Genomic DNA, 14,237 nt, shown 5'->3' on the forward strand with positions numbered 1-14,237 from the left:
GTCGCGAGCAATTCGTGCGCTACTTCACATTCGCGGGTGGCGGTTCTGACCTATCCGCTTGATATCCGGGCCGATAATTATCAGCAGGTCACGGTTGCGTTCGACGTTCCCAACGACGCGCTCAATCACGATGCGACCTGGTACCTGTCGCACACCGGCACCGTCGCGACGGTCTGGCATGATGCGGCCCCGGCGCCTGCACCGCGCGCGATCCTGAGCGCTGCCCGCGAGATGGCGAGCCTTGCGGTCAAACCCGGCCGGCGCGCCCTGCTGATCGGCATCAACGACTACCCCGACCCGGCCAGCAGGCTCGAAGGCTGCGTCAACGATGTCTTTCTCATGAGTTCGGTGCTCCAGGAAAGCGGTTTCGAGCCGGAGGACATCCGCATCGTCCTCAACGACCGCGCGACGACGCAAGGGATCATGGATCGGCTGCACTGGCTGCTCGACGGCGCTCGCGACGGCGACGAGCGCATGCTGTTCTATTCGGGACACGGCGCCCAGATTCCGCGCTACAGCATCCAGGGCGAGCCGGATCACGTCGACGAATGTCTCGTGCCCTATGATTTCGACTGGTCGTCGGCTCACGCGATCCTGGACCGGCAGTTCGCCGAGCTCTACTCGCAACTGCCCTATGACAGCTATTTCGTTGCGATGCTCGATTGCTGCCATTCGGGCGGGTTGACGCGCGACGGCGGTCCCCGTGTCCGGGGCTTGAGCCCTCCAGACGACATCCGCCACCGTGCGCTGAAGTGGGATGCGGCCGAGCGGATGTGGGTGCCGCGGGATTTCACGCCTCTGAACAGAAGCCTGAAGGACAGGAAGAACGGCGCCGATTTCCTGGGGCAGAACGGGGCCACGCAACGGCTGGGGCGCGCGATGATGCTGCGCACCAAGCCGGACAAGGACTACGACAAGACGCGCAAGGAGCTCGACCATTTCGGGCCATACATGCCGACCCTGCTCGAGGCCTGTCAGGAGCAGCAGCTCTCCTACGAATACCGGGATGGCGTGACGTCTTACGGCGTCTACACCTATTCCATGGCCGGCACGCTGCGCGAGCTGAGAGCCAAGGCGAAAATCCCTCGTTCAAGACGCTGAACGATCTCGTCACGGAGAAACTGAAGCGGATGAGATACAACCAGACGCCCAATCTGGTTGGCGCCAGGATTCGCTGCAACGCTCCCGTGCCGTGGGGCAATTCGCAAGGCGCGGCTCCCGCGAAACCCACCACGCAGACCGGTCCGAAGACGTCATCCAGACGACCGCGCAAGACCAGCAGCAAGCAGGGGCGGGCAGCGAAGAGGACGAAAAGGAAGAGATAGCAGGACTTAGGCATAGAGCGATCAGGCTTTGGAGAAGTGATCATGGCGACAGGCATGTCCCTGCACATCGGGTTGAACTCGGTCGATCCGCAGCATTACGAAGGCTGGAGCGGCCCCCTCAACGCCTGCGAGGCCGACGCCAACGACATGGCGGACCTCGCCCACACAAGCGGCTTTGCGCCGACCAAGCTCCTCACCCGCAAGGCGACGCGCGCGGTCGTCCTGGGCGGCATCGCCCACGCGGCCAAGACCCTCAAATCGGGCGACATGTTCTTCCTGACCTATTCGGGGCACGGCGGTCAGCTGCCAGACCTCAACGGCGACGAGCCCGATGGCAAGGACGAGACCTGGTGCCTCTACGACGGCGAGCTGGTCGACGACGAGCTGTATTCGTCATGGGGTGCATTTGCGGCCGGCGTGCGCATCCTGCTGCTATCCGACAGCTGCCATAGCGGCAGCGTGAGCAAGGCCCTGCATTATCAGGCCAGGACACGCACCGCCCCCGGCACCGTCTATCGCGCCATGCCGGACGAGGTGGCGCTGCGCGTCTATCAGAGCAACAGGAAGATCTATGATCCGATCCTGAAGCGGCGCGATTTGTCCGAGGCCCTCGGCAACGTCAAGGCTTCGGTGCTGCTGATCTCCGACTGCCAGGACAACCAGCTCTCGCAGGACGGCACATTCAACGGCCTGTTCACCGGAACGCTGAAGACGGTCTGGAACGGGGGGACGTTCAAGGGATCCTACCGCCGCCTTCATACCGCCATCGCCAGCAAGATGCCGCCGGACCAGTCGCCAAAACTGTCGCTGGTGGGCGCCGGCAATCCGGCCTTCATGGCGGCGCGCCCCTTCACCCTGAAAGACGCCAAGAAGAAAACCGCAGCGAAGAAACAGACAACAGCGGCGAAGAAGGCGAAGAAGAAGCCGGCTCGAAGCAAACCAGGCTAGCGCCAAGGCGGCGCGCCGGGCCAGCATATTCATCTATGGACGTCGCCCGGAATTGGCTGGGGAACTAGGATTCGAACCTAGACAAACAGAGTCAGAGTCTGTTGTGCTACCGTTACACCATTCCCCAACGGAATAGCCAAACAAATTCAACGTCTTACTGATTTGTTTGGCTGCGGCCGGAAGGCGTTTTGGCGCAAATCACGGCTCAGGCGTGGCAGGGTTCTACCCGCTCGGCCTTTTGCTGGCAAGCACTGCGGCGCACGGGCCTGCTCACCAGCTGCCGCAGGCACCGCCCGATCCAGTTCGCTGATGCCTGCAGCCGAAGATGCCTGGCTTTAGGCCTGGGCTGCGTCGTCGATCTGATCGGCGGACCCATCGGCTTCCGAATAGAGGAAATGGAGCTTGTGGACACCGGCCTGCCCATAACCTGAGTGACCAGCTCAGGTCGGTGCGCATAGAGCAGTTTCAGCGGATCGGGAATGTCCGGCGCCGGAGGACGCTCCCACACCTGCCCGTCGCATGCTGGCAACGCCGACCCAGGGTGTTGTGATCCGCGGATTGAGCGTTACCGTCGACGCAATGCGCATGGACATGCCCACCTTCCGCGACCAGGCATTGCCGAGGCGGTCCTGAAAGACCACACCTAGATCACGATGCGGTCGAAGTCAGCAGCGATCCGCGTATTCGGAAACACCTTTGTCGCTTCGGCCGATATCTCGTCGTCCCGATAGCGTCCCGACATATGGATCAGGACGAGCTGCTGCACGGCGTTTGCAGCCGCAAATGAGGCCGCCTCTGCCGCGGTGAGATGGCCGTACCCCCGCGCGGTCGACGCGTCGCGATCGAGGAACGTCGCCTCGATCACCAGCATGTCGGCGTCAGCGACATGTCTGGACAGACCATCGGTGGTTTCGGTGTCGCCAATCACCACAAGCTTCCTGCCGCCGCTCGGCGGCCCCAAAACATCTTCGGGATCGATCGTTTGGTCGGCGATCACGACCGGCCGTCCCGCAGCCAGCTCTCCGCGCATCGGCCCGTCTGGGACACCAAGCTCAGCGAGGCGCTCCGGCCGAAGATGGCGACGTGCCGGACTTTGGAAAGAGAAGCCAAAGCTGTTGGTGTCGCGGTGGCGGACCGGAAAGCAGTCGATAGTGAATTCACCGGCATCAATGACCTGCCCCTCGGTCAGCGGGGCGAACTCCACCGCAATCGGAGCCGTGCCCGCGCCCCACAGGCCTCCAAGCATGCGGATGACGATGTCGAGCGTATCCGGGCCTGCATGAACGGTCATCACATCGGAGTTCTGCCGCAAGCCCAACGTCGAAAAGAGACCGGGGATGCCGAGCACGTGATCGAGGTGACCGTGCGTTAGCAGGATGCGGTCGAGCCGCCGGAAGCCGGCGCCACTGCGCAGCAACTGGCGCTGCGTGCCCTCGCCGCAATCAACCAGGATACGCTTGCCCGCCGCCTCCACCAGGAGCGCCGGATGGTTGCGTTCCGCCGACGGAACGCTTGCCGAGGTCCCAAGAAATGTCAGGGCGAACATGGTCGTCGGTGTCCAAGCCTCACCGTCCCCCATGCCACGCGAGCAGCAGCGCGTACAGGCCCATCGATCCGGCATAGAGCCCGGCAAGGAGTGCGTATCCCGCGATCTGGCGGCCGAGCGCTGCCTTCGGCGTCATCCACCAGTCGAGCGCCCTGAAGGCGGCGGGCACCAGCCACCAGCCGAGCAGCTGGGTGCTCACGAGATTGCCGACGAACAGCGACAGCCAGAGCGGCACGCCGTGGCTTTCGATCAGCGGCGCGCTGACGAAATAGCTCCAGAGATAGACCACGGGATAGAGCACCAGGAGAACGATAAGATTGCTCTTCCAGATCAGGTTTGGCCCCTGCTCCGGAGCCTGGACCTTACCCGCCGGGAACCAAAAATTGAAGCCGTAGCTTGCCCGCTTCACGCTCATGCCGGCGTTGAAGCGCTCGCCCTCCCTGAGCAGCGTCTGCCGCAACGGCGAGCCGAGCCATGCATTGAGGTTGGCATCGCAGTCGAACGACAGGATGATGATCCATTCGTCATGCAGGCCCGGAATCGGCCGCTCGATCTTGTGACGCAAGAATCCCTTGAACTCGGCTTCCGTGGCCTGGATGCGCTGCTGCCATCTGAGGAATGCATCCTCAAGCCCGTCGGGCACTTTGAAAGAGATGACGGCCGAGACCGCGCTGTCGCGCTGAACGCCGGTGTCCGGGAGGATATGGACGTCCTCCGAACCGACGAAGAAGCACTGCACGTCCGCGACCAAGCGCGCCCGCACATCGCTCTGAAGCCAGGCGCGCGCCGCGGCCGGGCTCGCGAAACGCAGGATGGTCACCCAGTCCACATGCGCCGGCGGTTGCGGCGGCACCACCTCCTGCCCCAGGAATCCGGGCCACGCCTTGAGGACCTCGCCGACCTCGCCGTTCCACCGCGCGAACGCAGCAAAGCCATCGTCGGCGATGCGGCGCTGGATGACGAGGGCGACCGGCTGGCCGGCCGTATCAGGAGATGCACTCATCGCGGCCGTCCGCCTCAGCTCTTCTTGTAGAGACGCTTGCCCATCACCCAGGTCTCGTCGACGCAGCGATCGTCGCCGACCATCATGACGGCAAACAGCATGCTCGCGGCTTCGTCGATCGTGCGCGGCCCGCCGCCATCGGCGATCAGCGACTGGTGCCAGGGCTGCGCGGCTTGCCCGCCGTTCGGATCGAGTGCGACGAAATCGGCCTCCTTGCCAGGCTCGAAATTGCCGAGCTTGTCGTCGATGTAGAGGCCTTCGGCACCGCCGAGCGTGATCGACCAGAAGGCGCGATAGGGCGAGAGCTTGTTGCGCTCGGCCTCGGCGAGATCCTTGCGCACCGGATCGATGCTGCCGTCGAGCAGCGTGTTGTTGCACATGCCGACCTTGTAAGCGTCGTCGAGCACGGAGATCATCGAGAAGCGGTTGCCGCCGCCGACGTCGGTGCCGAACGACATCTTCACGCGATGCTCCGGATCGGTGGCGCGGCCGAGGCGGAACAGGCCGCTGCCGAGGAACAGGTTCGAGCACGGACAGAACACCACCGCCGCGCCGCTCTTCGACATGCGGCGGAATTCGCTGTTCGAGAGATAGACGGCATGGCCGCCGGAGAATTTCGGACCGACCAGGCCGAACTTCTCGTAGACGCCGAGATAGTCCTGGCAGTCCGGGTGCTCGGCGAGCACGCCACTGCATTCGGCCGGGTTCTCGGAGATATGGGTGTTGACCCAGCAGTCCGGATGCTCGTGCTTGAGGCGCTGACACGCCTTGAGCAGCTCCGGCGAGGCACCGAAGGCGAAGCGCGGCGTGATGGCGTAGAGGTTGCGGCCCTGATTGTGGTACTGCGCGATCAGCCGCTTGCTGTCGCGATAGAAATTCTCGGGCGTGTCGACATAGTCGGCCGGCGCGTTGCGATCGATGCCGGTGAGGCCCGCGATCACGCGCATGTTGCGGCGGGCAGCCTCGTCGAACAGCTCCTCGGTCGAGACCGGCGAGGAGCTCGTGAACGCCTGGCACGTGGTGGTGCCGGAGGCGAGCAATGCGTCGAGGAAGTGCTTGACGCCCTCGCGCGCATAATTGCGATCCCGGTATTTGAGTTCTTCCGGGTAGATCCACATCTGGAGCCACGGCAAGAGCTGCTCGCCATAGGCGCCGAGCACCCGGGTCTGCGGCAGATGGATGTGGCCGTCGATGAAGCCCGGAACGATGATGCGGTCCTTGATATGGGTGACCTGAACGTCGGGATGCGCGGCGGCGATCGTCTCGCAGGGACCGAACGCCTTGATAACGCCGTCGGTGACGACCATGAGACCATCCTGATGAAAGCGCGCAGCGGCCTGCTCGTTACCGACGTGCTTCCAGGGATCATCGACGAAGTCGAAGAAGGTGCCGCGAATACCGACGGTGGTCATGATTTGGTTCCTTCCAGAAGGCCCGGCGTATAGGCATCGAGCGGGATATGGCTGAACGGCACGACGCACAGCAGGATCGGCACGATCCGCCGCTTCGCGCGACCGGCGTCCGAAGCAAGTGCAGCCATAGGTAACGCCCCCTCGACGCCCGCGGGCCCCGTCTTTTCGTGCGCGTGCGGAGCGCGGCGCTGCGGGTTGCGGGTTTTGACGCGCGGGAGCGTGCCAGAACTGTGTATAAAAACTCTTAGGAGGTCCGGTATCGATACGGATTCTGGCGGCTGATGCTCCGGTCCTCGCTCCCAGGAGGCGCTTTCCGCAAAAAACGCGAAAACAACCCCATGCAAAGTAGAAATCATTGAAGAATTTCGCGCCGCATGGCGCGGTGCCTGCGAGCGAGCACGTTTGACACGTCGGGCAAAACAGGCGCAGGATTGCATCATCGCCGATTTTGAATTCGCTGGTCGCACCGACGCCATTAACCGTTCGGAAGGCATCGCTGACGGCGACCACATCCCGCCCCGAACGGCGGGCAGATCTCGCCCCGCTGTAGGCGGGGCGAGATGGTTGCTCCCAGAGCAACTCGCTCAGATGAGGAAGTCGGTCGGGTGCAGGCTCCCCGCGTGAACACCGTCGAGCGTGATGGTGTCGCTCGCCGACAGATGAATCACGGCATCGCCGGCGGTATTGTCGCTGATCAAGCTCGAGAGCGCCGTCCAGTCCGCAAACCCGTAGTCGTGCACATTGATCAGGTCGTGCTCGGTCACGGTGCTGCCGACCGCCTTGTTTCCCTGATCGAAGTCGGTGATGAGGTCATTGCCGGAGCCGGTGTTGAAGACGAAGCTGTCGCTGTTTCCTCCGCCCGAAAGCTCGTCACTGCCGGCGCCGCCGTTGAGGATATCCCTGCCGCCGGTGATCGAGCCCGGCGTCGCGGGGTTATAGACCGCCGCATCACCATACAGACGGTCGGTGGCCGCTCCGCCGGTGAGGATATCGTTGCCGCCATGTGCATTGCCGGACATGTTCGGAGCGTCGCCGAACAGCACATCGGACGCATCGTCGGTGTACTGGGTGCTGATCTTGACGGTGAGGATGTCGTCGCCGCCCTGGGCGTTATCGGTCAGGGACGTAGAGGAATCTCCCGACAGCGAGGCGCCGGCCCAGACGTTCTCACCGCTCATGATCAAGGTGAGGTTGTCGTTGCCGCCATGCGCATCGCCCTCCACGGAACCGATGGCGTCGCCGCTGATTGTCGCTGAGCCCTCCCGGGTGATCAGACTGATGTCGAGCGTGTCATTGCCGCCCTGCGCCGTGCCGCTCATGGAACCGCCGGCATCGCCGGCGTACACATTGTCGTAGTCTCTCCAGCCCACCGCGCCGATGATGGTGTCACTGCCGCCGTGCGAACTGCCCGATATGTCGCCGGCGACATCGCCGAAAGCATGCACGCTGGTGTACATCGAGCGGTTCTCGACATCGATCGTGTCGTTGCCGCCCCGGGCATTGTCGGTCATCGCCTGGGCATCGCCGACCACGAGGGCGGCGTTCCAGCCATAGTTGAAATTGACCGTGAGCGTGTCGTTGCCGCCGTGGGACTGGCCGTGCAGCGTCGTGTTGTCGTCGCCGAAGATCGTGACCTCTGCTTCGGGCTGGCTGATGGTTGCGGTCACGGTGTCGTTGCCGCCCCAGGCGTCCGTGGTGGTCGGAAAGCTCGGATCTCCGTAGACGGTTTCGATTTGACCAAACTGGTCGAGCAGAACGTCGATGGTGTCGTTGGGCAGATGTTGCATGGCGTAACTCCCAGTTCATTGTCGGAAGCGGGGCTGACGCCGGCAGAATTTTTTGCAAGACGTGTTGTTGAACCCCGCTTCACCGGGAGAAATCTACCTTTGGTAGATGGCAGAGATTTGCAGGAATTCGGGAGAGAGTTTGATTGCATGCATGGAACCGCGGCGGCAATCGTGGAGATCGCCTCCGCAATCTGGCGCATGGGTCGCGCACTCAAGCACGTCGCTGCCTGATCTCGCTGAATCCACGCGGCTCTACATGAAGCTATTGAACGCAGCGCGAAGTCCGCGCCTGACACCCACCGCCCTCGCAGAGGCGCAAGGACTTGGGCGCAAAGACTTGGGCGCAAGGACTTGCCGCTGCATTGGCGCCCGACGACCACAGCCGTTCGACGCGCGGCAACTGGACATCGACGGCAAGGCATACCCCTATGCCGATGCTTGTGTCATCTGGCAGACCCCGCATCGACCTGCGGACTGCCTGCGACCGCCGTTCCGATCGACCGCACACCTTCGGGTTTGCCAATTGGTGTGCAGATCATCGGGCCTTATCTCAAGGACCGCACGACGGTTGCCCTCGCCAAGCTGCTCGAACGCGAGTTCTTCGTCCCGCCGCCGTCACTCTCTGCAATGCAATCCGCGAGATGACGGAGCCGGCTGCCCATCACGTTCTCTCAATCGACTGCGCCTCGACCGCGTGCATGGCCACGCTCGCCACCTGCCGCAGCGCTTCACGATCCGCGCCCGAAGACGCCATCACGCCCATGCCGACCGCGACGGCCGAGACGTAGCGCGCCAGGGCCGCAGGATCGGCACTCGGCTTGAGATCGCCTTCGGCCTTGGCGCGGATGAAGCGGTCGCGGAGCTGGTCCTCGTTCTCAGCGCGGCGGGTGGCGAGCTCGAAGGGGACATTCTCCGAGCCGGTGCCGCAGGCGATGCCGCCCTGCACGAGCAGGCAGCCGGGTGGATTGGCGGGATCGGTCTGCTTGTCGGCGATGCCCATCAGCATCCGCTCGGCGACGTCGCGGGCGGTTGGTGCAGTGACCACTTCGTCCATCCAGACGCCGCGCAGCTTGGTGTAGCGATCGAGCGCGGCCTTCAGCAGACCTTCCTTGTTACCGAAGCAGGCGTACAGGCTCGGGGGATTGATGCCCATGGCCTCGGTGAGCTGGGCGATCGTGGCGCCCTCATAACCATGGCGCCAAAACACTTCCATCGCCTGGTCCAACGCCGTTTCGGCGTCGAATTCGCGGGGGCGTCCCATGCCCATGTGCCTGTTCTCCTCGGAATCGGCGTCGTCCCTCTATTTAACGCCTGACCCTATCTATTTGTTCTCGCTTTATTTTCTCTTCCGCCTTCCAATTCTTGCGGTAGGCGGCTACAATTTTCTTAGTGAATGGTACATAAGTATCTTGCACTGCGGCATCCAGCTCCACATCTGTAGTGAACACTACATATCTGGAGCGCGCAAATGCATCCCTCCCAAAATTCTGCCCAACATATTCGCCGCACCGGCCGTTTCCGCCGCCTTCTCGGCGGCGTCGCCATCGTGGGCGCCCTCGCGGTGGCCGGCTTGATCGCAACCGGCCACTACTTCCGTGCAGCGCAGGCCACCGCAACGGCCGCCGCTGCTGAGCAGGCCGTCTCCGTCACCGTCGCGATGATCGAGCCGCGGCAGACCGTGCTGTGGGACGATTTCTCCGGCCGGCTGGAGGCCATCAATCGTGTCGAGCTTCGCCCGCGCGTCGCAGGCGCGATCATGTCGACCAACTTCACCGAAGGCGCGCTGGTGAAGGCCGGCGATGTACTTTTCAAGATCGACCCGGCGCCTTACGCGGCGGAAGTCGACAAGGCGAACGCGCAGCTCGAAGCGGCGAAAGCGCGCGTCGTGTTCACCCAGAGCGAGCTGGAGCGCGGCGCGCAACTCGTCGGCAATGCCGTGGTCACGCGGCGGGACTACGACCAGCGCGACAACGCCAACCGCGAGGCCATTGCCAACGTGAAGGCGGCCGAGGCGACGCTCCAGACCGCAAAGCTCAATCTCGACTACACCGAGGTGCGTGCGCCGGTCGACGGTCGCGTCGGCAAGATCGAAATCACTGTCGGCAATCTCGTCGCCGCCGGCACCGCTTCTCCGGTGCTGACCTCACTGGTCTCGGTCAATCCGATCTACGCCTCCTTCGATGCGGACGAAGAGGTGGTGCTGCGCGCTCTGAACTCGATCGCGGATGCCTCCGGCAAGCGAGGCAATCTCGACCAGATCCCGGTGGAAATGACGACCTCCGGCGGGCTCTCGGCGAAGGGCCACATCCAGCTCATCGACAACCAGGTCAACGGCCAGAGCGGCACCATCCGCGTCCGCGCGGTGTTCCAGAACGAAGACGGGCGTCTCATCCCCGGCCAGTTCGCCCGCGTGCGCATGGGCCAGCCGAAGCAGCAGAGCCTGGTCATGATCGACGAGCGCGCGATCGGCACCGATCAGGACAAGAAGTTCGTGATGGGGGTCGGCGACGACAGCCGCGCGGTCTACCGGCCGATTTCGCTCGGCGGCGCCGTCGATGGCTTGCGCATCGTCACCGCGGGGCTGAAGCCCGGCGACCGCATCATCGTCAACGGTCTCCAGCGCGTGCGTCCCGGCGCCCTCCTCAAGACCGAGGTCGCCGCGATGGGTGCGCGCGGGCCGCAACAGGCCTCCAACCACAGCAACCAGGACGTCGTGCAGCGCTAGCGTTCTCCGTCATTCCGGGGCGCGCGGGCAGCGCGCCGCGGACTCTCGAAGTTCGAAAACTCCGATCACTTCACCTCCGAATTCCGGGTTCGCACGCGCCCCGGAATGACGGCGGAGTCGCCGAAGACTCGCAAGAAATTGCGCAGGGGCAAGCCATGAATCTTTCAAAATTCTTTATCGACCGTCCGATTTTCGCCGGCGTACTGTCCGTCCTGATCTTTCTCGCGGGCCTGATCTCGCTGTTTGCGATGCCGATCTCCGAATATCCCGACGTCGTGCCGCCATCGGTGCTGGTGCGCGCGACCTATCCCGGCGCCAATCCCAAAGTGATCGCCGAGACGGTGGCGACACCGATCGAGGAGCAGATCAACGGCGTCGAGAACATGCTGTACATGTCGAGCCAGGCGACCACCGATGGCGCAATGACGCTGACGGTGACGTTCCGGCTCGGCACCGACCCGGACAAGGCGACGCAGCTGGTGCAAAACCGCGTGCAGCAGGCCGAGCCGCGCCTGCCGGCCGTGGTGCGCCAGCTCGGTATCACCACCAAGAAGTCCTCGCCCGACCTCACCATGGTCGTGCACCTGTTGTCGCCGAACAACCGCTACGGCATGACGTATTTGCGCAATTATGCCGTGCTCAACGTCAAGGACAGGCTTGCGCGCATCGACGGCGTCGGAGACGTCCAGCTCTACGGCGCCGGCGACTATTCGATGCGGGTCTGGGTCGATCCGCAAAAGGCCGCCGAGCATGGCCTGACCGCAAGCGACATCGTCAAGTCGATCCAGGCGCAGAACGTCGAAGCCGCCGCCGGCGTCGTCGGCTCCTCACCGAACGTCAGGGGCATCGACCTGCAAATGTCCGTCAATGCGGAAGGGCGGCTTGCGAACGAGGAGCAGTTCGGCGACATCGTCGTCAAGACCGGCACGCGTGGCGAGGTGGTGCGGCTGCGCGACGTCGCGCGCATCGAACTCGGGGCGTCCGAATACGGCCTGCGCTCGCTGCTCGACAACAAGCAGGCGGTGGCGATCCCGATCTTCCAGGCGCCGGGCTCCAACGCGCTGGAGATCTCCGACCACGTTCGCGCCACCATGGCCGAGATCAAGAAGAACATGCCGGAGGGCGTGTCCTACCAGATCGTCTACGATCCCACCCAGTTCGTGCGCTCCTCGATCGAGGCTGTGATCCATACGCTGCTGGAAGCGATCGCGCTGGTGGTGCTGGTCGTGATCCTGTTCCTCCAGACCTGGCGCGCCTCGATCATTCCGCTGCTGGCCGTGCCGGTCTCGATCGTCGGCACGTTTGCGGTGATGCACCTGTTCGGCTTCTCCATCAACGCGCTCAGCCTGTTCGGCCTGGTGCTCGCGATCGGCATCGTCGTCGACGACGCCATCGTCGTGGTCGAGAACGTCGAGCGCAACATCGAGGGCGGCCTGTCGCCGCGCGATGCCACCTATCAGGCCATGCGCGAGGTGTCGGGGCCGATCATCGCGATCGCGATGGTGCTGATCGCGGTGTTCGTGCCGCTCGCCTTCATCTCCGGCCTCACCGGGCAGTTCTACAAGCAGTTCGCGCTGACGATCGCGATCTCGACCGTGATCTCGGCCGTCAACTCGCTGACGCTGTCGCCGGCGCTGTCGGCCTTGCTGCTCAAGGGACATAACGAGCCGAAGGACCGGCTGACGCTCATCATGGAAAGGAGCCTTGGCTGGTTCTTTCGCGGATTCAACAAGGCCTTCACACGCTCCTCGGATAACTACAGCGGCACCGTCACCAAGGTGATATCAGGCAAAGCCGCGGTGATGGGGCTCTATGTAGTCCTGGTCGGCCTTACCGGCTTCCTGTTCCAGCAGGTGCCGAGCGGCTTCGTGCCGGGCCAGGACAAGCAGTACCTGGTCGGCTTCTCGCGGCTGCCCGATGGTGCCGCGCTTGATCGCACGGAAGAGGTGATCCGCAAGATGAGCGATATCGCGCTGACCCAACCCGGTGTCGAGAGTTCGGTCGCTTTTCCAGGTCTGTCGATCGCCGGCTTCACCAATTCATCCAATGCCGGCATCGTGTTCTCGACGTTGAAGCCATTCGACGAGCGCAAGGGTCCGGCACTGAGCGGAAACGCCATCGCGGCCGACCTCAACAAGAAATACTCGGGGATCCAGGAAGCCTTCATCGCCATGTTCCCGCCGCCGCCGGTCAACGGCCTCGGCACCATCGGCGGCTTCAAGCTGCAGATCGAGGATCGTGCCGGCCTCGGTTATGAAGCACTGAACGAGGCGACCAAGGCGTTCATGGCGGCGATGCAGAAGGCGCCGGAGATCGCCGGCGTGTTTTCGAGCTTCCAGGTCAACGTGCCGCAGCTCTTCGCCGACATCGACCGCACCAAGGCGCTCCAGCTCGGGGTGCCCGTGACGGAGGTGTTCAACACGCTCCAGATCTATCTCGGCTCGTACTACGTCAACGATTTCAACAAGTTTGGCCGCACCTACTCCGTCTATGTCCAGGCCGACGCACCGTTCCGCGCACGGGCCGACGACATCCGGCAGTTGAAGGTGCGCTCATCCTCCGGCGACATGGTGCCGCTATCGGCGCTGCTCACGATCCGCCAGAGCGCGGGTCCGGAGCGTGCGATCCGCTACAACGGCTTCCTGTCTTCCGACATCAATGCGGCCGCCGCGCCCGGATTCTCTTCCGGCCAGGCGCAGGAAGTCGCGACGCGAATCGCGGCGGAAGTGCTGCCGCCCGGCTTTGCCTTTGAATGGACCGACCTGACCTATCAGGAGTTCATCGCCGGCAATTCCGGCCTCTGGGTGTTCCCGCTGGCGATCCTGCTGGTGTTCCTGGTGCTGGCCGCGCTCTATGAGAGCCTGACGCTGCCGCTCTCGATCATCATGATCGTGCCGATGGGTCTGTTGGCTGCAATGTTCGGCGTCTGGATCTCGAAGGGCGACAACAACGTCTTCACCCAGATCGGACTTATCGTTCTCGTCGGACTCTCCGCCAAGAACGCGATCCTGATCGTCGAATTCGCGCGCGAGCTCGAATTCGCGGGGCGTACGCCGATCCGGGCCGCGATCGAGGCGAGCCGGCTGCGGCTGCGTCCGATCCTGATGACGTCGATGGCGTTCATCATGGGCGTCCTGCCGCTGGTGCTCTCGACCGGCGCCGGCTCCGAGATGCGGCGCGCCATGGGTGTCGCCGTATTCTCCGGCATGATCGGCGTCACGGTGTTCGGCCTGTTCCTGACGCCGGTGTTCTACGTGCTGCTGCGGACCGTCACCGGCATGAAGCCGCTGACGCATCACGGCAGCGATACCAGCGCGGCGCCGGCCCAGACTGTCGGTCACTAGATCAGGGAAATCCCCGAGAGCAGCAACAGAACGAGCACGGCATGAGGCATGATATCGGTCACGCCGATGGTCTGCTCGGCCGCGAACAGCGCGCGGACTGTATGCTTTGTGTCACGCGCTCGCGCGCTGCTGCCAGACAGCGGTCAT

General features: G+C 63.7%; 11 protein-coding genes, 1 tRNA gene and 1 pseudogene. 6 read left to right on the forward strand and 7 right to left on the reverse strand.

Annotated features, from left to right (window positions below; all coding sequences use genetic code 11):
* The first annotated feature begins 36 nt into the window (after positions 1–36).
* Both IVA80_RS24225 and IVA80_RS24230 read left to right on the forward strand, forming a co-directional pair.
* A complete protein-coding gene (locus tag IVA80_RS24225; RefSeq protein ID WP_247436307.1) occupies positions 37–1,101 on the forward strand; it encodes a caspase family protein in 1,065 nt (354 codons plus the stop codon).
* A 266-nt stretch (positions 1,102–1,367) separates the two neighbouring features.
* The gene (locus IVA80_RS24230; protein WP_247436310.1) at positions 1,368–2,273 is read left to right on the forward strand and encodes a caspase family protein; all 906 of its coding nucleotides are present in this window, start codon (positions 1,368–1,370) and stop codon (positions 2,271–2,273) included.
* A gap of 53 nt (positions 2,274–2,326) precedes the next feature.
* Here the strand turns inward: IVA80_RS24230 and IVA80_RS24235 are convergent.
* Positions 2,327–2,400: transfer RNA gene (locus tag IVA80_RS24235), tRNA-Gln, on the reverse strand.
* A gap of 61 nt (positions 2,401–2,461) precedes the next feature.
* On the opposite strand from IVA80_RS24235, the gene IVA80_RS24240 reads away from it, so the two are divergent.
* Positions 2,462–2,704: a hypothetical protein gene (locus IVA80_RS24240; RefSeq protein ID WP_247436313.1), complete on the forward strand. Its 243-nt coding sequence runs from the start codon at positions 2,462–2,464 to the stop codon at positions 2,702–2,704.
* Between the two features lie 212 nt (positions 2,705–2,916).
* Here the strand turns inward: IVA80_RS24240 and IVA80_RS24245 are convergent, their stop codons facing one another.
* From IVA80_RS24245 to IVA80_RS24260, 5 genes are all read right to left on the reverse strand, one after another.
* Positions 2,917–3,819, reverse strand: a complete 903-nt coding sequence (locus tag IVA80_RS24245) for a ribonuclease Z (protein ID WP_247436315.1) — start codon at positions 3,817–3,819, stop codon at positions 2,917–2,919.
* A gap of 19 nt (positions 3,820–3,838) precedes the next feature.
* Positions 3,839–4,822: an antibiotic biosynthesis monooxygenase gene (locus tag IVA80_RS24250; RefSeq protein WP_247436318.1), complete on the reverse strand. Its 984-nt coding sequence runs from the start codon at positions 4,820–4,822 to the stop codon at positions 3,839–3,841.
* A gap of 14 nt (positions 4,823–4,836) precedes the next feature.
* Positions 4,837–6,234 carry a guanine deaminase gene (guaD, locus tag IVA80_RS24255; RefSeq protein WP_247436320.1) on the reverse strand — a complete coding sequence of 466 codons (1,398 nt, stop codon included), beginning with the start codon at positions 6,232–6,234 and terminating at the stop codon, positions 4,837–4,839.
* Positions 6,231–6,362 carry a hypothetical protein gene (locus IVA80_RS38405; RefSeq protein WP_256467514.1) on the reverse strand — a complete coding sequence of 44 codons (132 nt, stop codon included), beginning with the start codon at positions 6,360–6,362 and terminating at the stop codon, positions 6,231–6,233. The genes guaD and IVA80_RS38405 overlap by 4 nt, the downstream gene beginning before the upstream one ends.
* A 456-nt stretch (positions 6,363–6,818) precedes the next feature.
* On the reverse strand, positions 6,819–8,021 hold the full coding sequence (locus IVA80_RS24260) for a hypothetical protein (protein WP_247436322.1): 1,203 nt from the start codon (positions 8,019–8,021) through the stop codon (positions 6,819–6,821).
* Positions 8,022–8,208: 187 nt separating this feature from the next.
* Between IVA80_RS24260 and IVA80_RS24265 the strand changes: the two are divergent.
* A pseudogene (locus tag IVA80_RS24265) lies at positions 8,209–8,666 on the forward strand (amidase family protein); the annotation flags it as partial.
* A gap of 16 nt (positions 8,667–8,682) precedes the next feature.
* Here the strand turns inward: IVA80_RS24265 and IVA80_RS24270 are convergent.
* Positions 8,683–9,288, reverse strand: coding sequence for a TetR/AcrR family transcriptional regulator (locus IVA80_RS24270; protein WP_247436325.1), 606 nt, complete (start codon positions 9,286–9,288; stop codon positions 8,683–8,685).
* Between the two features lie 201 nt (positions 9,289–9,489).
* Between IVA80_RS24270 and IVA80_RS24275 the strand changes: the two genes are divergently transcribed.
* Positions 9,490–10,746, forward strand: a complete 1,257-nt coding sequence (locus IVA80_RS24275) for an efflux RND transporter periplasmic adaptor subunit (RefSeq protein WP_247436327.1) — start codon at positions 9,490–9,492, stop codon at positions 10,744–10,746.
* Positions 10,747–10,901: 155 nt separating this feature from the next.
* Complete coding sequence (locus IVA80_RS24280) at positions 10,902–14,090, forward strand: multidrug efflux RND transporter permease subunit (RefSeq protein ID WP_247436329.1); 3,189 nt, start codon at positions 10,902–10,904, stop codon at positions 14,088–14,090.
* Positions 14,091–14,237 lie beyond the last annotated feature (147 nt).

It is taken from the genome of Bradyrhizobium sp. 139, from assembly GCF_023074175.1.
Classification (GTDB): domain Bacteria; phylum Pseudomonadota; class Alphaproteobacteria; order Rhizobiales; family Xanthobacteraceae; genus Bradyrhizobium.

What these genes read in the sequence shown, in the direction of transcription:
- IVA80_RS24245 (WP_247436315.1), bottom strand. Translation starts at nt 3,819, where the DNA reads ATGTTCGCCCTGACATTTCTTGGGACCTCGGCAAGCGTTCCGTCGGCG.
- IVA80_RS24280 (WP_247436329.1), top strand. Translation starts at nt 10,902, where the DNA reads ATGAATCTTTCAAAATTCTTTATCGACCGTCCGATTTTCGCCGGCGTA.
- IVA80_RS24270 (WP_247436325.1), bottom strand. Translation starts at nt 9,288, where the DNA reads ATGGGCATGGGACGCCCCCGCGAATTCGACGCCGAAACGGCGTTGGAC.
- guaD (WP_247436320.1), bottom strand. Translation starts at nt 6,234, where the DNA reads ATGACCACCGTCGGTATTCGCGGCACCTTCTTCGACTTCGTCGATGAT.
- IVA80_RS24260 (WP_247436322.1), bottom strand. Translation starts at nt 8,021, where the DNA reads ATGCAACATCTGCCCAACGACACCATCGACGTTCTGCTCGACCAGTTT.
- IVA80_RS24250 (WP_247436318.1), bottom strand. Translation starts at nt 4,822, where the DNA reads ATGAGTGCATCTCCTGATACGGCCGGCCAGCCGGTCGCCCTCGTCATC.
- IVA80_RS38405 (WP_256467514.1), bottom strand. Translation starts at nt 6,362, where the DNA reads ATGGCTGCACTTGCTTCGGACGCCGGTCGCGCGAAGCGGCGGATCGTG.
- IVA80_RS24230 (WP_247436310.1), top strand. Translation starts at nt 1,368, where the DNA reads ATGGCGACAGGCATGTCCCTGCACATCGGGTTGAACTCGGTCGATCCG.
- IVA80_RS24275 (WP_247436327.1), top strand. Translation starts at nt 9,490, where the DNA reads ATGCATCCCTCCCAAAATTCTGCCCAACATATTCGCCGCACCGGCCGT.